The organism is Exiguobacterium sp. KJ 601, from assembly GCF_027161185.1.
Taxonomy (GTDB): domain Bacteria; phylum Bacillota; class Bacilli; order Exiguobacteriales; family Exiguobacteriaceae; genus Exiguobacterium; species Exiguobacterium profundum.
In genome coordinates this window covers 1,211,668-1,229,905 of sequence record NZ_JADHZG010000001.1, presented here as the reverse complement: position 1 = coordinate 1,229,905, position 18,238 = coordinate 1,211,668, and the positions used below count along the sequence as shown (strand labels likewise).

The window sequence follows — 18,238 nt, the reverse complement described above, 5'->3', positions numbered from 1 at the left end:
AGAATGTCACAGAGAGGGAGAACGCGATTGCATATTTTTATGACTGGTGGAACCGGATTTTTAGGAGGGCGACTCGCCAAAGAATTGATTCAGCGGGGGCATCGCGTCTGCATGTTGGCGCGAACACCGGAGAAGGTACAAGCACAATTCACCGCTGAAGAACAAAAGTCGATTGATGTGTTACCAGGCGACTTGACGTCACATGCGCTCGGTGCTAATGAAGCGTTCATCGAGACATATAGAGGGAAGATTGATTTATTTCTACACATGGCTGCACTCGTCAAATTCGATGAAGAATTGCGCGATGAATTGTTCGAGACCAATTTGACCGGGACGAAAGAGGCCCTTCGCTTGACCAAGCTGATTGACTGCCGTCGCTTTTTCCACGTGAGTACGGCCTACACACTTGGCGCTAAAGAAGTTGGCGGGGAAAAACTGTACGACGTGTCGCAATCTTTTTTGAATCCGTATGAAGAAAGCAAGGCACACGCCGAGCAGGCGGTCTGGGAGTCACGGGATGAGCTTGATGTGTCAATCTTCCGACCGGCCATCATCGTCGGAGACTCGAAAACAGGAGAGGCTGACTCAAAATTTACGATGTACGGATATATGCGTGCTCTCGAACTGTTCAAACGGAAATTGGAACGACGTGGGCATGACGTCGAGTCGATTCGATTGATTGGCTCAGCGACAGGTACATCAAACCTTGTCCCTGTCGATTATGTCGCGGATGTACTCCTCGCTGCCATCGAGCATGCGAAGGCGGGTACAATCTATAACGTGACAAACGACGCACCACCAAAAAATGAAACGATGCTCGACTATATGAAAGAGTCGTTAGCATTCCCGCATTTAACAATCACGGAGACACCGACATCGACACTCAGCTCAGTCGAACAGTCGTTCAACGATATGGTGAAAGTATTCAATCCGTATTTGAACCGGAATATCACGTTCCGTGACGACAACACGAAACAATTGCTACAGGATGCTGGATTCGCTCCGCTCCGTCTCGATCAAAAATCGTTACGTCGCATCGTGAATGCCTATTACAAAGCAAAATAAAAAATGGACCGGAAAAATCGGTCCATTTTTTATTTATCGCAAACTAACACGATTTTACCATCTTTGATTTCACGTTCGAGTGAATCCACCATCTCTTTTGTGAGTCCAAGACTCTCCATCTGTTCCATGCGATCTTCTGAATTGCTCGTGAATTTCGAGAGCAACGACTCGAACATTCCTTTTTCCGGTATTCGATATGGTTGTACTCCGGACTCTGCTGCCAATCGAACGGTCAATTCCTCATCTTTGGCGAACAAATAGATATGCTCATTCACACATCCGCCTGACACCATCTCATTCACTTCATGGTCCACCGTCGTCATATCATTCACTACTCTTGTCTCTAACATGCCCCATCCTCCTCAACGTTCACAGTCATGTAATTCACTGTTTTTGTTATTCCCGAAAAATGAGGTGATAAACATACAATCAATCCCTTTCTTCGTTCGTGATCCATTCTTCGATGTCGAAATGATGCACGATTCCCTCGATTCGATCGTACTCCCCTTCCCTTTGAGTCCTACCCTCTAATCGAGCGGTCACTACGAACTGGGAATCGACAGAGCGGATACGAGATATGCGATATCCAGCTTGTTGTAATAATCCAGCGATAATTTCGACTTTCTCTCTCTCACCTGAACGGAATGTATGCATCCATCCCACCTCTTTCTATTTCACTCCTTATACATGCTATCATATCGTTTCAGACATGTGATGCTATACTATGGATAGAGAAAAGGAGTGAGTTCTGTGCCAAAACAAGACTTAAATACAATCATGCTTGAATATTTGAATGAGAAAGAAGACTATGAAGCGTTTGCCACAAAGCTGAAAGCGCTCCTCAGTGAATTGTTGACAGAAGCCGGCATCCAGTTCCATTCAATCGTCGCCCGTGCCAAAGAAGCGGACAGTCTATATGCCAAACTCTCACGCAAGCCTTATCAATATCGTTCCTTACGTGACGTACAAGACTTGGCCGGGATACGGATCGTGACATACTTTCATGACGACGTACGCGCCGTTGCGCAAATTTTAGAAGATGAATTCACCATCGACCGTGAACAGTCCATCGATAAGTCGACGTTGCTCGACTCCAATGAGTTCGGATATCTGTCCGTCCATTATGTCGTGGAATTAAGTGAAAAGCGACTTGCTCTAGGTGAATATCGCCGTTTTGCAGAAAAAGAGGCGGAAATTCAAGTCCGCTCGATCCTACAACACGCCTGGGCCGAGATTGAACACGACCTCGGTTACAAAAATCCGAATGCCGTTCCTCCTGAAATCAAAAGAAGTTTCAGCCGGGTCGCTGGTCTATTGGAGATTGCCGACTCCGAGTTCGTGAACATTCGAAAACAGTTGCGAACATTCGAACAAGAAACGGTCGAACAGATTCTTGACTCTCCTGAAAAAGTGGCCATTACCCGAGATAATCTCAACTATTATATTGCAAATGATCAAACGGTCGAGAAACTAGACAACGCGATCTTCCAGAGCGAATGGCTACTCGAGACGGACCTCTCTGCCATCGTCGAGTTGACGAGAATGTTCCATTACGCCGATATCCGTACGTTCAAAGATTTGAATGACACACTTTCGACTTACTATACTCAAGCCGTCCAATGCGCAACCTTGTTGCCATCTTCTCTGTTACCGAGACAAGGCATGGGTGTCGTCTATGCCGTTCTCGCTAAATTGTTAGCGGAAGGCGACGATCCGCAGATTGAATTTTTCTTTAGACGGTTCTATCCGGACTTGAAACATTATGAAGACATCATTCAGCAAATTCGGGCAAAAGACGAGCCCCTATAACTTTACAGACAACATGTTTTTAATGTAGAATGTTTTTATGTTCTGAAGTATATATGAATAATATTATCGCCAGGAGGTAGTTTCGAGGATGACAACACCCGTACAGACCGCTTCACGTCGACAGCTCGTTGCAGACGCTGAACGTGGTATCCGGATGAACTATCGTGGAGTGAAAAAAAATCTCCGTTCGATGTTCTCACAGTATTTAACCCGCAATGAATTCTTCATTCTACGTTCTCTTTGTCAACAGAGTCCTCAAATCGCCTCTGCTCTGTCAAATGAGTTTCAATTTTCAGCTTCTATGATCACTGCGCTTGCCGATGAGTTGACGAAAAAAGGGTTGATTTCTCGCGAACGCAGCGAGCGTGACCGCCGTGTCGTTGAACTTCAGGCAACGGATGAAGGTCGTGAGTTGTTTGAGACATTAGAGAGCATGAAGATTGAATATTTGATGGATGTCTTCACTGATTTTTCAGATGACGAACTCATTTTACTTTCAAAATTATTAGATCGTATGGATGCTTAATCCGACTATAGCCCTTCACCGTAAAGGTGAAGGGCTATTTTTTGCGAAAAAAAGAGATGCGACCCATCGGTCAGCATCTCTTCATCTTTACGTTTCAATCAGGTGTGCCGTGACCACGATCCGGTCCCGATACCCAAGATTCTCGTGATACGGTCCTGCACAAGTGATCAATTGAATCCGCTTTGACTGAGTCGCCGCGAAAATGGAAGCGAGCGGCAGTTGGTCGAGGCGATACTGTTTCACACTGACCACTTCATACGTTGCGACTTGGTCTTTCCGTTGGAGCGTCACCAGTTCTCCGATCGGAAGTTGATCCAGATTCGCAAAGATAGCTGGACCATTCAGATCATCTAAATGACCCGATAGGACGACATTCCCCGTTGCGCCTGCTTTGGCTCCGTATTGATACCAACCGACTTGATTCACGTCAGACGGTGTGTCCATTCTTCCGGCCTCATCCTTCCCGACCGCTTCAATCGATGTATCAACATCGATTGAGGGAATGATCAGCCGGGCAGGGACGAAACTGTTCGAATGAAACGTTTGTCGATCTACCTGCTTCGAGGTCAAGACCTGCGGTTCGGCAAATTCAGCCGTTGGCATCACGAACGGTTTGTCAGGAGCTTCCGCTTGAGCGCTCCATACGAGAAATGTGATTGTTCCTAAGAAAATCAGTTTAAGCGTCTTGCTTCTGACGACGAAAGACGTAGAATCCAGCTGCTGCCGCTCCAACCACTGCTGCTGCGAGCAACCAGTTCATTGAAGCTGTTTGAGCAAGACCACCTTGTCCTGTTTCGGGAGCCATCGCCATTTCCCCACCATCAGCAGCGAGAAGGACTTCAAACGCTGGTTCTCCTTCAAGGAGTCCGATTGCGAATGCTGTATAGTTTTTGCCACCTTCGAGTGCGACACCGTCAAGTGCTTTGACGACGTCAGTCGCTCCAGCCGGGCGTACTTCAAGGTCATACGTTCCAGCATCGAGTGTGCCGTAATCACTTACTGCTTTGAACTCGAGGTTTGAGAAGAGTGGGTCGCCACCTTTAGGTGCGACATCAACCGCTGGTGCATCTGGTGCGAAGTGAGCGACACGAACTTTCGATTTACCATCTTCAAAGTTTGCATCGTCTTCCATTGCAGCGATTTCGATGTTTTCAAGTTGACCGATCGCAGCGGCTGTATAGAACTTGCCTGCCTCGATTGAGAGGTCTGCTGCGACGACGACTGTTTCAGCGTCACCTGCCGGCTTGATTTCAACGTTGTAATCCCCTGCTGGAAGTGTCAAGTAGTCTGTGAGATCCTTGAATTCTGCTCCCTCGACCGCGACTTCCCCATCCACGTACACGTCAACTGCCGGAGCATCAGGTGAAGCATGTAGCACACGGACCATCGCATTTTCATGTCCATCCGCGCTAACCGGTAAGACGAAAGCGAAAGCCAGTGCTAGAGTACCCAGTAAAGACATCAACTTCTTCATGTGAAATTTCCTCCTTTTGATCTTTGGTAACCCACGACTTGCATACAACAAATGTGATGCAGTGCTACATGGTGTGCTACATCTGATTGCTATGTAGCTCGGTGACATCTTAAACTTAAGACAATCCGACAATGACGTAAAGGGGACACTATGCACTGAATGTGCTCCGATATGCTAACGGACGAAAGCGCTACCTTTACATAAAATGTAGTTCCCTTCCACCCAAATACAAAACCACTCAGTCGGCGACTAAGTGGTTTTGTTTGCCCATTCGATATCATTGACAAAGATGGCATCGACTTGAAGCGCCATACAACGCTCAAGTTGATGTTGTGTTTTAATCGTATACGGTCTGATCGGAATCCCTCGACCTTGCAACGAGCGTACTTCGTCGTCTGTGATTCGATCGATGTGCGGGTGGACCGAATCCGCTCCGACGAATCGAAGATATCCGAAAATGTCATAAAGCGGCTGTGCAAGCAGAATGGCCGCTTCGATATCTGGTCTCATCTGTTTCAATCGGTGAATGGTTTCATGATTGAATGAGGAAAAGAGAATGCGGGTCGCATCAATTCCAGCGGATTCAATAGATTCGATGATGCGAGATTCGATTCCTTCATATCGATGGACATCCGTCTTCACCTCTAAGTTCAAAATGACCGATTCCTCTTTCACCAGTTCGAACAGCTCCTCGAGCGTAGGGATGTGTTCTTCTAGACTATGACGTACCCCGGCATTGAACTGTTTGAGCTCATTATAGGTATAGAGTGAAACTTGCCCTCTTCCGTCGGTCGTCCGTTCGAGCGTCTCGTCATGGATGAGGACGAGGACGCCGTCCTTTGTCATATGGACATCCGTTTCAATCCCATCTGCTCCGGTTTCGAGTGCGAGCCTGAATGCCGACATCGTATTCTCCGGACGATGTGCCATCACGCCACGATGTGCAAATCGTTTCATTTGGCAACTGTTTGATATTTCTTCGTCAAATATCGAACGAGCGGTTGGACCGAAATCGCTTGACCCGTCACTTGTTGAATGAGTTCGTTCGGGGTGAGACGTTTTCCATATTGATGAACGTTCTCCTGTAGCCACGCTTTGACCGGTTCAATTTCACCTTCTGCAATCAATGTCTCAAATTCCGGAAGATCTGATTTCAACGTTTCTGTCAATTGGGCCGCATAAATCAATCCGAGGGCATAGCTCGGGAAGTATCCAAACGAACCGCCTGCCCAATGGACGTCTTGGAGGACTCCTTTGGCATTCGACGGGACATCGAGTCCGAGATACTCTTTATACTTTTCATTCCATGCCGCAGGAAGCTCATCGACGGACAACGTCCCTTGGATGAGTGCCTTCTCGAGCTCATAGCGGATGATGATGTGTAGACTGTATGTCAACTCGTCAGCCTCGATCCGAATCAGAGATGGTTTCGCTTCATTCACACCTCGATAGAAAGTGTCGAAGTCGATTGCATCGTATACCGGATGAAGCGATTGTAGTTTCGGATAGACGCGACGCAAGAACGCTTCGCTTCGTCCGATGAAGTTCTCAAAGAAGAGCGACTGGGACTCATGAATCCCCATCGATGCACCGCCGCCTAGTCCGAGTTCATCGAGCATCGGGTCGATTTGTTGTTCATACGTCGCGTGCCCCGCTTCATGCATCGTACCGAACAGCGCATTTCTGAAATCTGCTTCATCATACTTCGTCGTAATCCGAACGTCGCGGCGGTTGATGGTGATTTCGAACGGATGTACCGTCGCATCCAATCGTCCACGTGATAAATCGTAAGCGACGACATTCATCCAGTCATGACAAATGGTTTCTTGGACATCCGCCGGCATCGACCAGTCCATAGAGAGCGATTCTTTTGGGAGCTGCTGGATGAGAGGAACAAGTTCGTCTCGGAGCGAGGCGAATAATTCGTCTAAAAGTTCGACCGTCATGCCCGGTTCGAAATCATAGAGCAGTGCGTCGTACGGATGTTTCTCATAGCCGAAATATTCCGCAAATTTTTTCTGGAATTCGATAATCTGTTTAAGGTATGGAGCGAACATGTCCCAGTCATCCTGTTCTTTCGCCTTTTCCCACGCCGTCTCGGCTTCCGATACGAGTGTTACATAAGCTTGATATTCATTGTGTGGAATCTTGGCATTCCGTTCGTATTGCGTCTTCGCGATTTCAAGTGACCGCGCCTCGACGTCAGATAAATCCTTTTCATCTGCCATCCGTTCTAGTAATGAAGCGAACGACTCACTCGTCTGTCGTTTGAATGCCTCAGTCGATAAATAACCGATCGTTTCTGCCCGAAGCGGTGCCGACTGTTCCGGCATTTGTGTTCGCATGTCCCAATACAAGAGCGAGATCGCCTCGTCGAAGGCACGCAGTTGCTTAAAATGTTCACGCCATTCTTTTGTAACTTCCATCTGTCTTTCACCCCTATGTGTTATTCTGTTCCCTTTCTACTTTATTATAGATGTCAACCTTTGCCTACACCAGTTTACAAATCTTCTCGCTTACTGTAGGAAAGTGGTTTTGTGGCAGGACCCTCTAATACAGCCCCTTTTGCATCGAAACGAGAGCCGTGGCATGGACAATCCCATGACCGCTCGGCATTGTTCCATTTCACTGTACAACCGAGGTGCGTACAGGTCAGGTTGACGACATGGCACTGGTTATCCAAATCTCGATAAACGCCCTTGGTCTTCCCATCAATTTGTACGACCCCTCCCTCATCTAGCTGCAGGTCTTGTACATCTTTTCGTTCAAGCATCCGATTTACTGTCCCTTTCGTGAATTGAGCGGCAGTATCTAAGTTCGTTTTAAGAAATGCACTGATATCACTAGATTTAACCGTTTGACGGAGCGGTGAGACCAGATTGACGAATCGGTTCGGACGACCTGTGAGTTGATCCGCGAGCAAGGTACCGGCAGCGATTCCGTTCGTCATCCCCCATTTCGAAAATCCAGTCGCCACAAAGAGATCTGGTTCTCTCTTGAACATTTGCCCTACGTAAGGAAGTCCATCTAAGGTGATAAGATCTTGGGACGACCACCTATGAGATGCCCGATGCGTTCCAAAATGTGCCTGGGCATCATGCTCTAATCGATCATATCGGCTATGCGTGTCAGTGACTTGCCCCGCCGTATGCCCTTCACCTCCAACTAGTAAATAGCTTTTTCCGTTTTCACTATAGGACCGAAACGAGCGTTTGCTCTGTCCAACCTCTAAATACATCCCTCTGAGTGGTCGACTCCCCGATTCACAGGCGACAATATACGATCGTTCAACAGAAAATTTCGACACATATAACCCGCGCAGATCATTGAATGGATAATGGGTCGCGATCACGACTTGATTTCCTTGGACTCTTCTACCGGTAGAAGTAGTGACTACAGGACGCGGTCCTTGACTCACTTCCGTCGCTCTAGAGTTTTCATAAATCTTCCCACCGAGTTGAACAAAACGCTTCGCTAGTTCACGTAGATATTTCACGGGGTGGAATTGGGCTTGGTCATGAATCACCAACGCCTGCTCGATTGAAAACGGGAGCGCTTTTCTCACTTCTTCCGTCGCTTCTCCCCCGTCAATCTTTAAGCGACGATACGCATCCAGTTCTTTCGTAAGTTCTTCGTTCGGTTCCCTAGAATAAAGAAACGATTGTTCATTCGCGTAATCGCAGTCAAACCCTTCCTCGATTTGATTTTTCAAATAGGCGAGCGCTTCTGAGTTGAACTCGTAATATAAACGTGCGATGGACTCATCAAAATGACGAATCAGCTTATGATAAATCGTCCCATGTTGAACGGAACATTTTGCCGTCGTATGTCCCGTCGTCCCATGTCCAATCTCTAACGCTTCTAGAAGCGTCACTTGTTTCCCTCGCTTTTGGAGTTCATAGGCGCAGACGAGTCCCGCAATCCCTGCCCCGATGACGACGACTTCGGTCGATTCCGAAACGGAAAGGGATGGGTACGGCGTCCCAGTATCATGTTGACGCCAAATGGAGTTCGTGAACGGATAACGATGCATGATGCATCCTCCTCTCTAAAAGTGACATCTTTACCCTTATACCCGAAACACAGTTCTTTCATCGCCGATCAATCATTGACCTAGTTCTTTATTTTATTAGCGAAAAAAAAGAGCGTTTTCTATTATGTTTATAGAGTAACCAAAAAAGGAGGGACTTTTGTTGACCCGTAGAAGGAGACACCGAAGAAGAACGTACATCATGCGAAGAATGATTGCCGCGGTCGTTTTACTCGGAATCATCGCACTGATCCCGACGTTGGTCGGATTTAAACAAGATAAAGAAGCACCGACATTAGCAGAAGCGTCCACACCAAAAGCTGAACCGATGAAGATAGGTCCGCTTTTCCCGGATATCGACATGGGTTCATGGAGTCCGAGTGAGACGAAGATGATTTCGGATGAGGAAATCTCTGTTGGTGCACTAACTTTCGTCAATGTGACCAAACAAGAGATATTAATCGATAAAAACGCCAATGATCGTGTGTTTCCAGCCAGTACGACCAAATTGATGACGGCACTGCTTGCTTATGAGAAGGCATCTGCAGCGAATGAACTCGACCAACCAATCATTACGATTCAACAGTCGACACTCGATATTCCATGGGACAGCCATATCGCGCATCTTGCCATCGGGGATACATTGACAGTTCGTCAAGCACTTTACGCCACGCTACTTGAATCCGGAAACGATGCTGCGAACAGCCTTGCGGAATACACGAGCGGGTCGACCGAGGCCTTCGTTCAATTGATGAATGATCGAGCAAAGGTTTTAGGATTGACTGGAACGCATTTCGTAAATGCGCATGGCTACTCGGATCCGAATCATTATACGACGGCGAACGACATGGCTAAAATCGCCTTCGCATTCAGTACATACCCGGAGTTGATTGAAATTGCCGGGACTTATGAATTTAAAGCCGAATTTAAAGATAAAGACGGTAACGGCAAACGTCGTTGGTGGTATCACCTCGGTTCATCGGTTAATGAACGAAGTGTCAACTACTCCAAGTTTGTGACCGCCACGAAGACGGGTTATACGGACGAATCCGGATATACCATGGTATTCATCATGAAACATAATAGCGAAACTTATATCTTGGTTACGATGCAGGCGAAGTCTGGACAAACATTCCCGACGATGCGACTCGTTGAAGAAAAAGCATTCAAATAAAGAAGTAAAGAGCATTCAAAGATGCTCTTTTTCTTATGATTAAAAATATGTTTTCTGAAAATTTTCCCATAAATATTACATTCATGTTACACAGGAAAGTCCTCAGCATTTCAAATATTCAGAATATTTAAACTTTTTATTTGAAAATTTTAGCCTTCATCCGTTGGTATAATGGGCTTTAGAGTCGTTTTTATGAAAAAGTGTCAGTTTGCAATCATTTCAAAGGTTCTGTAAGGTAAAGCACAAGTTCGCATTTTCAACTTTTGTTTTTAACTGTGTGATGTCTTCACACAATCGCGAACGAGTTGATTAAATAGATCTTTTAACTTAATAGGAGGTAATTCAATGCTATGGCAAGAATGGGTATCAATCGCGCTTTATCTCGTGATGATGCTTCTTATCGGATACGTTGCTTATAAACGAACGACCGATTCATCAGATTATATGTTAGGTGGCCGTAAAATGGGGCCAGGTGTTACAGCCATGTCAGCCGGAGCTTCGGATATGAGTGGTTGGATGTTAATGGGACTACCGGGTGCAATGTATGCAACTGGACTATCAGCAATTTGGTTAGCCGTTGGATTGGTCATCGGAGCTTACTTGAACTACTTGTTAGTTGCTCCACGACTTCGCGTCTTCACAGAGATGGCGAACGATTCGATTACGATTCCAGATTTCTTAGAGAATCGGTTCCGAGATCACTCGAACTGGCTACGGATCCTTTCTGCATCCGTCATCATCATCTTCTTCACGTTCTACACGTCAGCTGGGCTTGTATCCGGCGGGAAGTTGTTTGAAAGCTCATTCGGATTAAATTATCAGACAGGTGTCATTGTCACAATTAGTGTCGTCATCTTATACACCCTCTTCGGTGGATTCACGGCAGTTAGTTGGACGGACTTCGCACAAGGTGTCATCATGTTCTTGGCGCTCGTGCTCGTACCATTCGTCGCTTTAACAGATATCGGTGGAGTAGACACTGCTGTCAACTCTGCAACGACAATCAATGCCGATTTGTTCGACCTCTTTAAAGGGACGACGACACTCGGGATTATCGGTCTCCTCGCTTGGGGACTTGGTTACTTCGGTCAGCCACACATCATTGTTCGCTTTATGGCAATCCGTGATGTGAAATCATTGAAAACGGCTCGTCGTATCGGGATGAGCTGGATGACAGTATCTATCATCGGTGCCGTCATGACAGGGTTCGTCGGAATCGCTTATTTCCGAGGACAAGGAAATCCACTCGGGGACCCGGAAACAGTCTTCATTCAATTCTCTGAAGTCTTGTTCCACCCGTTCATCACTGGTTTCTTATTGGCAGCCATCCTTGCTGCGGTCATGTCGACGGTATCGTCGCAATTGCTCGTCACATCATCTGCATTGACAGAAGACTTCTATCGTAAATTCTTCAACAAAGATGCAAGTGAGAAGACGATGGTCCTTGCCGGACGTGTTGGTGTCTTGCTAGTAGGAGTTGTAGCGACGCTCATGTCACTCAACCCATCAAGTACAATCCTCACACTCGTCGGATATGCATGGGCTGGATTCGGTTCTGCATTTGGACCAGCAATCCTCTTGTCACTTTACTGGAGCAAGATGACGCGTCAAGGTGCCCTCGCTGGTATCCTCGTCGGTGCCATTACCGTCATTCTCTGGATCGTCACTGGACTTTCGACAGTCCTTTATGAAATGGTACCTGGCTTCTTCTTGAGTATGTTGGCAATCGTGCTTGTCAGTAACTTTACTAGCCAGAAAGAACAAAAACGTATCAACCGAGAATTCGGTGAAATGGAAGCTGAATTGGCAGCTGCGAAGAAAGAGTAACGATTCACACAAAAACTCGGTTCCCTATAAAGGGACCGAGTTTTTTGTTTTACATCGATGCTGCGATTAACCAGACACGAATCACAAACGGTACGAGAACCAACACGAACATTGCGTTTCGCATCCACCGATTTCGGTTCCAATAGTACGCCATTAGTACGAACGGATGCAATGCGACCAATTCGTATGGATTGAACCAAAACCATGTGAGAATCAGTACGATTAAAAAGTACAATACTGATTTTTCTTTCGACGTTCGGTATTCACGCCACATATCATAGGCACCTTTAAAGAAAGCGATGAATGTTGCAATCCAGAATACGATGACAATCACATTATCAAATCCACTAAACAACTGAGTAACCACCTTTTAGGAAGGATTTTCTACATAAAAACCGCCCCAGTAAATATGACGGTACGTAAACTCTTTTCCACTTTCTACAGTAATCACAATTTCATCTTCCGTCAACACGAGGACATGAACCGGTACCTCACCCTGGCGAAGCATCGGGCTAAATAATTGAAACTGTTTGTTCAACCATTTGCGCTCTGAAAAGTTTTGATAGTGATGTAGAGAAAGCATCGGATGGCTCAAGTATGCAGCTCCAACTATCGCGACAGCGATCGGTGGCGCGCCGATTTCCATCATGAACGAGAAGACGAGAACAAGTGATAGCACCCCATACGCGAACTCTACTAATTCCATGAGAGAAGCTCGGCTAGCTATCACATATTGAATCACACGAAACATGAGATACAAGATGATACTGACAATCAAGTACTCAGAGAATGGAGAATGTCGGAACGATACGTCCAAATAGAACAAGACAGGTAACAGTAGGATCCATTTCCATAGATGTAAGGCGAGGTAAAACAATGATTGATCGATGAAACGACGATTGTGTACGAGCCGTTGCATATCCATGTTTCCCACCTCCGCTTTGATGATGTGACCTTACGATACCATTCCCTATTCTTTCGAATGATAACTAGCAATTACACGTCTAACGAAGTTTTTCTTTCCTCTCGATTAACGTCGCATTCAACAGCCCACCAAGCAAGATGACAGAGGCAGCCAGATAAAACCAAATCAATAAGACGATGAACGCACCGAGTTGACCATAAAACTGCTCGTAGTTTGCGAATTGTGAATAGTAACTAAACACGTTCGAGACAAGCAGAATCCCTACTGTTGCAAAAGCGGCTCCGGCCCAACTATTTTTAAATGTTCCGGACACACTTGGCAACCACTTATATACAAATACGAATACAGTGAATAGAAGACCTGTTCCGATGATCCATCTGAAGTAAAACCAAATCTGCGCATATGTCGTGACAATCTCATCGATGAACAACACGTATGAAGAGATTTCTCGAAGTGCCGTCTCAATCACAGGGACGAGCAATGAAAATGGTAACACAAACATGAGCGCCAAGGTGATGGCGATATCCTGTAAGACACCCCTCCAAAAGGCTTTATTACGAACAGCCCGGTAGGCATCGTTCAATGCTCGCACGAGAGATTGTACGGCCATAGATGAGATCCAGAGTGCTGGTAAGATACTGAATGATGCCAATTTCAATTTGGAGTTGTCGAATACGGCTTCAATGTTCCCTTCTAATAGCTTGTAACTAGCTTCAGGCATGATGAGTGATAACGCTTGAATCACATCGCCACTCGTAAACGGTAAAAATCCAACAATCCCTAATACGAATAATAAGAACGGGAACGTGGATAAAATGAAATAATAGGCTAACATGGCCGCTTGATCAAAAAAACGTTCTGTAAAAAATCGCTTGACGATTGTCAAAAATACTTGTTTCATCGTTACTCTCTACTTTCTTTTAATAAAATATCTGCGGTATTTGAAATAAACGATTTAAAATGAAGAGGAAACCCCTAATGCCAGGGGCGTCCCATTGATTGATGATCCTTTAACTGATTTCTTCATTTTTCGTTTCCCACGCTTCAATATGTTCTTTACCAGGAAGTTCGACATCATCTTTAAAAAATTCTGGGTCTCTTCCTTCTTTCTTTTGAACCATATAGTCGTCGAGGAGCGTCTTGGCAACTTTACTCAATCGGAAAATCGCATACATGTTGACGAGCGCCATCAAGCCCATAAAGATGTCAGCAATCGACCAGACCAGTCCCGCAGATCGTACCGAACCGAACATGACCATCCCGACAACGGCAATCCGATAGATTATCAAATATCGCTTCTTCTCAGATATGAACTCGATGTTCGTCTCTCCATAATAATAATTGGCCAAAATCGAACTGAAGGCAAAAAGTAAGATGGCGATTGTCATGAGCGTCGTCGCAATCGGTCCGATTTCAACGAGAAGCGCCTCTTGAGCAAGCTCAATCCCTTGGAATGCTTCAGAGCCTTCGACACCTGAGATGAGGACAATCATCGCCGTTGCGGTACAGATGAACAATGTGTCCACAAATACACTAAGCGATTGAATCAATCCTTGTTTGACCGGGTGACTCACCTCAGCGGTAGCTGCGGCGTTCGGGGCAGACCCCATCCCTGCCTCGTTCGAGAACAGGCCACGTCGAATGCCTTGGAGGACAGCTGCACCGACCGCTCCACCGAACAACTGTTGGAAACCGAGGACACCTTCAGAGAAGATGGCCGAGAACACTTGTGGCACGACATCAAGATTCGTAAGAACTACCCAAATGGCTAGTAAGATATAACCGCCCGCCATGATTGGTACAATGATTCCCGACAAAGTCGAGATGGAACGAATCCCACCGAAGATGACGATAGCGGTGACAACTGATAAGATGATGCCGACCCAGACCGTATCGATCTCAAATACGTTATTCACGGAGAGTGCGATTGTATTTGCCTGGACGGAGTTGAAGGCAAAACCGAAGGCGAACGTAATCAAAATGGCAAATACGATGCCTAACCAGCGTGCACCAAGTGCCCGTTCGATATAGTATGCTGGACCACCACGCCACGCCTTGCCGTCATGCACTTTATACACCTGGGCGAGCGTACTTTCAACGAATGCCGACGCCGCTCCAATCAGTGCAATGAGCCACATCCAAAATACGGCGCCAGGTCCGCCTAAAGCGATTGCCGTCGATACGCCGGCGATGTTCCCCGTACCGACTCGCGCCGCCGTTCCGATGGCGAATGCTTGGAAAGATGAGACCTGTCCTTTCTCATGCTTGATTCCTTTCACGAATAATAGTTTAAACATTTCCGGTAACAATCGAAATTGAACGAACCCCATCCGAATCGTAAAATAAAGACCTCCTGCAATCAATACGAAGATGAGAAGGTACGACCATAAATAATCATTGATTTGCATAATCAGTTCACGAATATCCAACGAAATCGCCTCCTTTTATCGGGTTTTTACCCGCTCTGAATCTGACAGAAACAGCGGGTTCATTGCACGTTTTTAAGAATCTCTTCACATAGACGATGTGTCTCTAAACTATCCTCAGCTAGGACTGACTTGTTCGCTTCCCCATTTAACAGTTTGATAAAATCATCAATCAAGTCGATAAACCCTCGACGTTTCAAATTCGACTCCCATGGGTCGAGTGACCATTCCTTCACACCGTCTCGTCCATAGTCTGTAATCCGCTCCACATCACGTGTGACCCGCTTCATGGTCGGTGACATGACTTCCATTACTTCTTCGGTGCAACCGTTGTCTCGGTTCATCCAACCGATTGCCTCGATTCCCCCTGCCTTGAAATGAATCATCACTTGTTTCAGCACATCTCCTTCAAATCGAGGTGTGACACGTAAACGTTCGACAGGCTGAAGGTCGGTCAAATAACGGAGCGTATCGACGACATGCACGAAATCCTCAATCACAAATTCACGAAGCGATGCCGGTTTATACGTTCTGTTCTTTTGAATGAAGACCATATTTTTTTCTTCGACTTGTTTGAGTGCCTGTGTGGCCGTGGCAAATCGGCGATTGAAGCCTGTGACGAGGTGGACGCCTTTCTCTTTAGCAAGTGCGACGAGTCGTTCCGTCTCTCCAAGAGTGAACGTGATCGGTTTGTCGATGAAGACATGCTTCCCTTGCCGTAGACAATACTCGGCTTGCTCATAATGAACAGCTGTCGTCGAATGAATCATGACCGCATCGATTTCTTTCATCGGCACGGCGTGTAGGTCTGAGTACCCTCCTTTGAAACGAAAGGTCGAGATGATATCGTGTAACTTCTGTTCATCCCTTGAGACGAGATACACATCAACGTCCTTTAATCCGGCATATACAGGTAGATATGCTTTTTTGGCGACATCCCCGATGCCCACTACTAAAATATTCATTTGCTCACTCCTCCAATATTATGTAGAAAGCCCGAAGCGATTGCCTCGGGCTCACGTAATAGATACAATCTCAAAACTTGTGATCGGTTCACGAATCGCGTCAGATACAATCTGGTAAGCCGCATGTAATTCTTCTTGATTATTTAAGTCCGGCACACGGTCCATTACTACCTCGACCGTCCGACTGTTCTGTTCTTTCACATGTAACTGATATTCGACTGTATACTTTTCCATCATCTGTCCCCCTCTAATTATACATATGTTATGTATATCCTGTTACACGGATGATGAAACAAGTGAGTTTGTTCTAAGAAAACAGAAAAATGACCGCTCAGGTGAACGGTCATGGATTCATCATTCTGATTTCGGTTTTGCGTCACGGTCCGGACGTGGGCGACGCTTTCCGAAGTACTGGTAATATTGCGTCTCGATATTTCCGTTGTACAGCTTCCGACGCTTCGTCGCCGGGCGCCCGTATGCCTTCTCGAAGTCTTCATAACTCGTCAACATATAGACACTATAACCAGGGTATTTCGCATATTGTTCCCCGATCCGTTCGTACAAGTCGATAATTTCTTCTTCTGACTGAAGCCGTTCCCCATAAGGTGGGTTTCCGATGATGACCCCGTACTCTTCTTTCGGCTTCAATGCGGCTGCGTCACTATGGACGAACGTGATTGCATCACGGACGTCAGCGAGTTCCGCATTGTCTTTTGCAAGTTTCACCATCCGCGGATCTAAGTCGATTCCATAGATTTTTAACGGTTTATCCCACTCCGCCTTCTCATTCGCTTCATTGATTGCCGCATACCAGGCTTTTTTCGGGATGCATGTCCAATCCTGTGCGAAGTATTCACGGTTGATACCCGGCGCGATATTTCGTCCAATCATCGCCGCTTCGATGGCGAGCGTCCCTGAACCTGTAAATACGTCATAAAACGGCATGTCCGGACGCCAGTTTGTCAATTGAATCATCGCCGCTGCCATCGTCTCTTTGAGTGGAGCTTGCGAATGAAGCTCACGGTAGCCTCGACGGTGAAGTGGACCGGACGTATCGATCGTGATGGTCGCCACATCTTTCAAAAGAGCGACTTCGATTGGGAATTTCGCGCCTGACTTCGGCAACCATTCTCCCTCTTTACGATAGCCGCGTTGCATCGCTTCAACGATCGCCTTCTCCGTGATTTTCTGACAGTCACGAATCGAGAACAGCTTTGATTTGACCGAGCGTCCGTCGACAGTGAACGCCGCGTCCCACGGCATGAGGTCGGTCCATGGTAACGCTACGACCCCGTCAAACAATTCTGTAAACGTTGTCGCCTTGAACTCGGCAACGACGAGTTTGACCCGGTCTGCTGTCCGCAACCACATGTTCAGACGTGGAATGTCTTCCATTTCCGCGTCGATATAAATCCGTCCGTTCTCGACTTCGCACGTGTATCCTAAATCCCTTACTTCTTTTGCCACAAGTGCCTCGATTCCCATCGCTGCCGTCGCAATCAGTTTACGTTTTGCCATCTAAATCGCCTTCCTTCTACATAAATATCTTTCAGTCATTTTGTAAGTTGTAAAAAAATCATGAAAAAAGGAGCTCAAGTATATGTGCTTGAACTCCTTGTCGTTGTCAGTTGAGACTATGTTGTCCTGTAAGCCATGTTCTGTACTCCGGTGCTCATAGCGGTCTCCCTGGCACGATGGAGTGACAATCATCTATCTGCGCACATCAGCGCCCTCCGTCCCGTTCGATTCCGGTCTGGAAGTTCCCCTACCATAGTTTGGGTTTCTCGCTCGTGGGGTTTACCTCGTTCCACTCTGAACGTTTCCGATCAGACTCCGTCACTGTGGCACTTTCAAGAAGCGGACACCATATCCGAGGACTTAGGTGTTTCTTCTGCCGTCAACTTGCGTTGCCTACACTTATCGTTTCGTGTAGCACGATCACTACAGCCATCACAGGCTGTGCGAGCATGGACTTTCCTCAAGACTTGCGTCCCGCGATTGTCCAGACTTCATAGTC

The 18,238-nt window shown here is 46.5% G+C and carries 19 protein-coding genes and 1 other RNA gene; 5 read left to right on the top strand and 15 right to left on the bottom strand.

Features of this window, described 5'->3' with window-relative positions:
• Positions 1-27 precede the first annotated feature (27 nt).
• Positions 28-1,065 (top strand): SDR family oxidoreductase, encoded by a 1,038-nt coding sequence (locus IRJ25_RS06310; RefSeq protein WP_269317932.1) that lies wholly within the window; start codon positions 28-30, stop codon positions 1,063-1,065.
• 29 nt (positions 1,066-1,094) lie between these two features.
• On the opposite strand, the gene IRJ25_RS06305 is transcribed toward IRJ25_RS06310, so the two are convergent.
• Both IRJ25_RS06305 and IRJ25_RS06300 read right to left on the bottom strand, forming a co-directional pair.
• Positions 1,095-1,415 (bottom strand): general stress protein, encoded by a 321-nt coding sequence (locus tag IRJ25_RS06305; protein WP_012726354.1) that lies wholly within the window; start codon positions 1,413-1,415, stop codon positions 1,095-1,097.
• 79 nt (positions 1,416-1,494) lie between these two features.
• Complete coding sequence (locus tag IRJ25_RS06300; protein WP_269317931.1) at positions 1,495-1,719, bottom strand: hypothetical protein; 225 nt, start codon at positions 1,717-1,719, stop codon at positions 1,495-1,497.
• A 96-nt stretch (positions 1,720-1,815) separates the two neighbouring features.
• Here IRJ25_RS06300 and IRJ25_RS06295 point away from each other — a divergent pair, with 96 nt between their 5' ends.
• Positions 1,816-2,874, top strand: coding sequence for a GTP pyrophosphokinase (locus IRJ25_RS06295; RefSeq protein ID WP_240499823.1), 1,059 nt, complete (start codon positions 1,816-1,818; stop codon positions 2,872-2,874).
• 88 nt (positions 2,875-2,962) lie between these two features.
• Positions 2,963-3,400 (top strand): MarR family winged helix-turn-helix transcriptional regulator, encoded by a 438-nt coding sequence (locus tag IRJ25_RS06290; RefSeq protein WP_012726357.1) that lies wholly within the window; start codon positions 2,963-2,965, stop codon positions 3,398-3,400.
• Between the two features lie 87 nt (positions 3,401-3,487).
• On the opposite strand, the gene IRJ25_RS06285 is transcribed toward IRJ25_RS06290, so the two are convergent.
• The 5 genes from IRJ25_RS06285 to IRJ25_RS06265 form a co-directional block, all read right to left on the bottom strand.
• A complete protein-coding gene (locus IRJ25_RS06285) occupies positions 3,488-4,132 on the bottom strand; it encodes a class F sortase (protein ID WP_269317930.1) in 645 nt (214 codons plus the stop codon).
• Complete coding sequence (locus tag IRJ25_RS06280; RefSeq protein ID WP_012726359.1) at positions 4,077-4,874, bottom strand: DUF4397 domain-containing protein; 798 nt, start codon at positions 4,872-4,874, stop codon at positions 4,077-4,079. The genes IRJ25_RS06285 and IRJ25_RS06280 overlap by 56 nt, the downstream gene beginning before the upstream one ends.
• A 249-nt stretch (positions 4,875-5,123) precedes the next feature.
• Positions 5,124-5,831 carry a glycerophosphodiester phosphodiesterase gene (locus tag IRJ25_RS06275; RefSeq protein ID WP_264092552.1) on the bottom strand — a complete coding sequence of 236 codons (708 nt, stop codon included), beginning with the start codon at positions 5,829-5,831 and terminating at the stop codon, positions 5,124-5,126.
• Positions 5,828-7,300 (bottom strand): carboxypeptidase M32, encoded by a 1,473-nt coding sequence (locus IRJ25_RS06270; protein ID WP_214781200.1) that lies wholly within the window; start codon positions 7,298-7,300, stop codon positions 5,828-5,830. The genes IRJ25_RS06275 and IRJ25_RS06270 overlap by 4 nt, the downstream gene beginning before the upstream one ends.
• Before the next feature lie 74 nt (positions 7,301-7,374).
• On the bottom strand, positions 7,375-8,907 hold the full coding sequence (locus IRJ25_RS06265) for an FAD-dependent oxidoreductase (protein WP_269317929.1): 1,533 nt from the start codon (positions 8,905-8,907) through the stop codon (positions 7,375-7,377).
• 199 nt (positions 8,908-9,106) lie between these two features.
• Here IRJ25_RS06265 and IRJ25_RS06260 point away from each other — a divergent pair, with 199 nt between their 5' ends.
• Positions 9,107-10,078, top strand: coding sequence for a D-alanyl-D-alanine carboxypeptidase family protein (locus IRJ25_RS06260; protein WP_264092555.1), 972 nt, complete (start codon positions 9,107-9,109; stop codon positions 10,076-10,078).
• Between the two features lie 345 nt (positions 10,079-10,423).
• Positions 10,424-11,905 (top strand): sodium/proline symporter PutP, encoded by a 1,482-nt coding sequence (gene putP / locus IRJ25_RS06255; protein ID WP_078146955.1) that lies wholly within the window; start codon positions 10,424-10,426, stop codon positions 11,903-11,905.
• Between the two features lie 49 nt (positions 11,906-11,954).
• Here the strand turns inward: putP and IRJ25_RS06250 are convergent, their stop codons facing one another.
• The 8 genes from IRJ25_RS06250 to rnpB all read right to left on the bottom strand — a co-directional run bounded on the left by IRJ25_RS06250 (position 11,955) and on the right by rnpB (position 18,231).
• Positions 11,955-12,260 carry a hypothetical protein gene (locus tag IRJ25_RS06250; RefSeq protein WP_078146956.1) on the bottom strand — a complete coding sequence of 102 codons (306 nt, stop codon included), beginning with the start codon at positions 12,258-12,260 and terminating at the stop codon, positions 11,955-11,957.
• 15 nt (positions 12,261-12,275) lie between these two features.
• Entirely contained in the window at positions 12,276-12,830 is a 555-nt protein-coding gene (locus IRJ25_RS06245; protein ID WP_074036974.1) for a hypothetical protein, read from the bottom strand.
• A gap of 79 nt (positions 12,831-12,909) precedes the next feature.
• Positions 12,910-13,731, bottom strand: coding sequence for a YihY/virulence factor BrkB family protein (locus tag IRJ25_RS06240; RefSeq protein ID WP_196430760.1), 822 nt, complete (start codon positions 13,729-13,731; stop codon positions 12,910-12,912).
• 109 nt (positions 13,732-13,840) lie between these two features.
• Positions 13,841-15,259: an alanine/glycine:cation symporter family protein gene (locus IRJ25_RS06235; protein ID WP_205728292.1), complete on the bottom strand. Its 1,419-nt coding sequence runs from the start codon at positions 15,257-15,259 to the stop codon at positions 13,841-13,843.
• 59 nt (positions 15,260-15,318) lie between these two features.
• On the bottom strand, positions 15,319-16,221 hold the full coding sequence (locus IRJ25_RS06230; RefSeq protein WP_269317928.1) for a Gfo/Idh/MocA family protein: 903 nt from the start codon (positions 16,219-16,221) through the stop codon (positions 15,319-15,321).
• Positions 16,222-16,272: 51 nt separating this feature from the next.
• Positions 16,273-16,455 carry a hypothetical protein gene (locus IRJ25_RS06225; protein WP_269317927.1) on the bottom strand — a complete coding sequence of 61 codons (183 nt, stop codon included), beginning with the start codon at positions 16,453-16,455 and terminating at the stop codon, positions 16,273-16,275.
• A 120-nt stretch (positions 16,456-16,575) separates the two neighbouring features.
• Positions 16,576-17,739: a THUMP domain-containing class I SAM-dependent RNA methyltransferase gene (locus IRJ25_RS06220; protein ID WP_074036970.1), complete on the bottom strand. Its 1,164-nt coding sequence runs from the start codon at positions 17,737-17,739 to the stop codon at positions 16,576-16,578.
• 124 nt (positions 17,740-17,863) lie between these two features.
• Positions 17,864-18,231, bottom strand: an RNA gene (gene rnpB / locus IRJ25_RS06215) — RNase P RNA component class B.
• Positions 18,232-18,238 lie beyond the last annotated feature (7 nt).

Excerpts from the sequence above, each read along its gene's own strand:
- IRJ25_RS06305 (WP_012726354.1), bottom strand. The coding sequence starts at position 1,415 with ATGTTAGAGACAAGAGTAGTGAATGATATGACGACGGTGGACCATGAA.
- IRJ25_RS06300 (WP_269317931.1), bottom strand. The coding sequence starts at position 1,719 with ATGCATACATTCCGTTCAGGTGAGAGAGAGAAAGTCGAAATTATCGCT.
- IRJ25_RS06290 (WP_012726357.1), top strand. The coding sequence starts at position 2,963 with ATGACAACACCCGTACAGACCGCTTCACGTCGACAGCTCGTTGCAGAC.
- IRJ25_RS06280 (WP_012726359.1), bottom strand. The coding sequence starts at position 4,874 with ATGAAGAAGTTGATGTCTTTACTGGGTACTCTAGCACTGGCTTTCGCT.
- IRJ25_RS06275 (WP_264092552.1), bottom strand. The coding sequence starts at position 5,831 with ATGAAACGATTTGCACATCGTGGCGTGATGGCACATCGTCCGGAGAAT.
- IRJ25_RS06270 (WP_214781200.1), bottom strand. The coding sequence starts at position 7,300 with ATGGAAGTTACAAAAGAATGGCGTGAACATTTTAAGCAACTGCGTGCC.
- IRJ25_RS06265 (WP_269317929.1), bottom strand. The coding sequence starts at position 8,907 with ATGCATCGTTATCCGTTCACGAACTCCATTTGGCGTCAACATGATACT.
- IRJ25_RS06260 (WP_264092555.1), top strand. The coding sequence starts at position 9,107 with ATGCGAAGAATGATTGCCGCGGTCGTTTTACTCGGAATCATCGCACTG.
- putP (WP_078146955.1), top strand. The coding sequence starts at position 10,424 with ATGCTATGGCAAGAATGGGTATCAATCGCGCTTTATCTCGTGATGATG.
- IRJ25_RS06245 (WP_074036974.1), bottom strand. The coding sequence starts at position 12,830 with ATGGATATGCAACGGCTCGTACACAATCGTCGTTTCATCGATCAATCA.
- IRJ25_RS06240 (WP_196430760.1), bottom strand. The coding sequence starts at position 13,731 with ATGAAACAAGTATTTTTGACAATCGTCAAGCGATTTTTTACAGAACGT.
- IRJ25_RS06230 (WP_269317928.1), bottom strand. The coding sequence starts at position 16,221 with ATGAATATTTTAGTAGTGGGCATCGGGGATGTCGCCAAAAAAGCATAT.
- IRJ25_RS06225 (WP_269317927.1), bottom strand. The coding sequence starts at position 16,455 with ATGGAAAAGTATACAGTCGAATATCAGTTACATGTGAAAGAACAGAAC.
- IRJ25_RS06220 (WP_074036970.1), bottom strand. The coding sequence starts at position 17,739 with ATGGCAAAACGTAAACTGATTGCGACGGCAGCGATGGGAATCGAGGCA.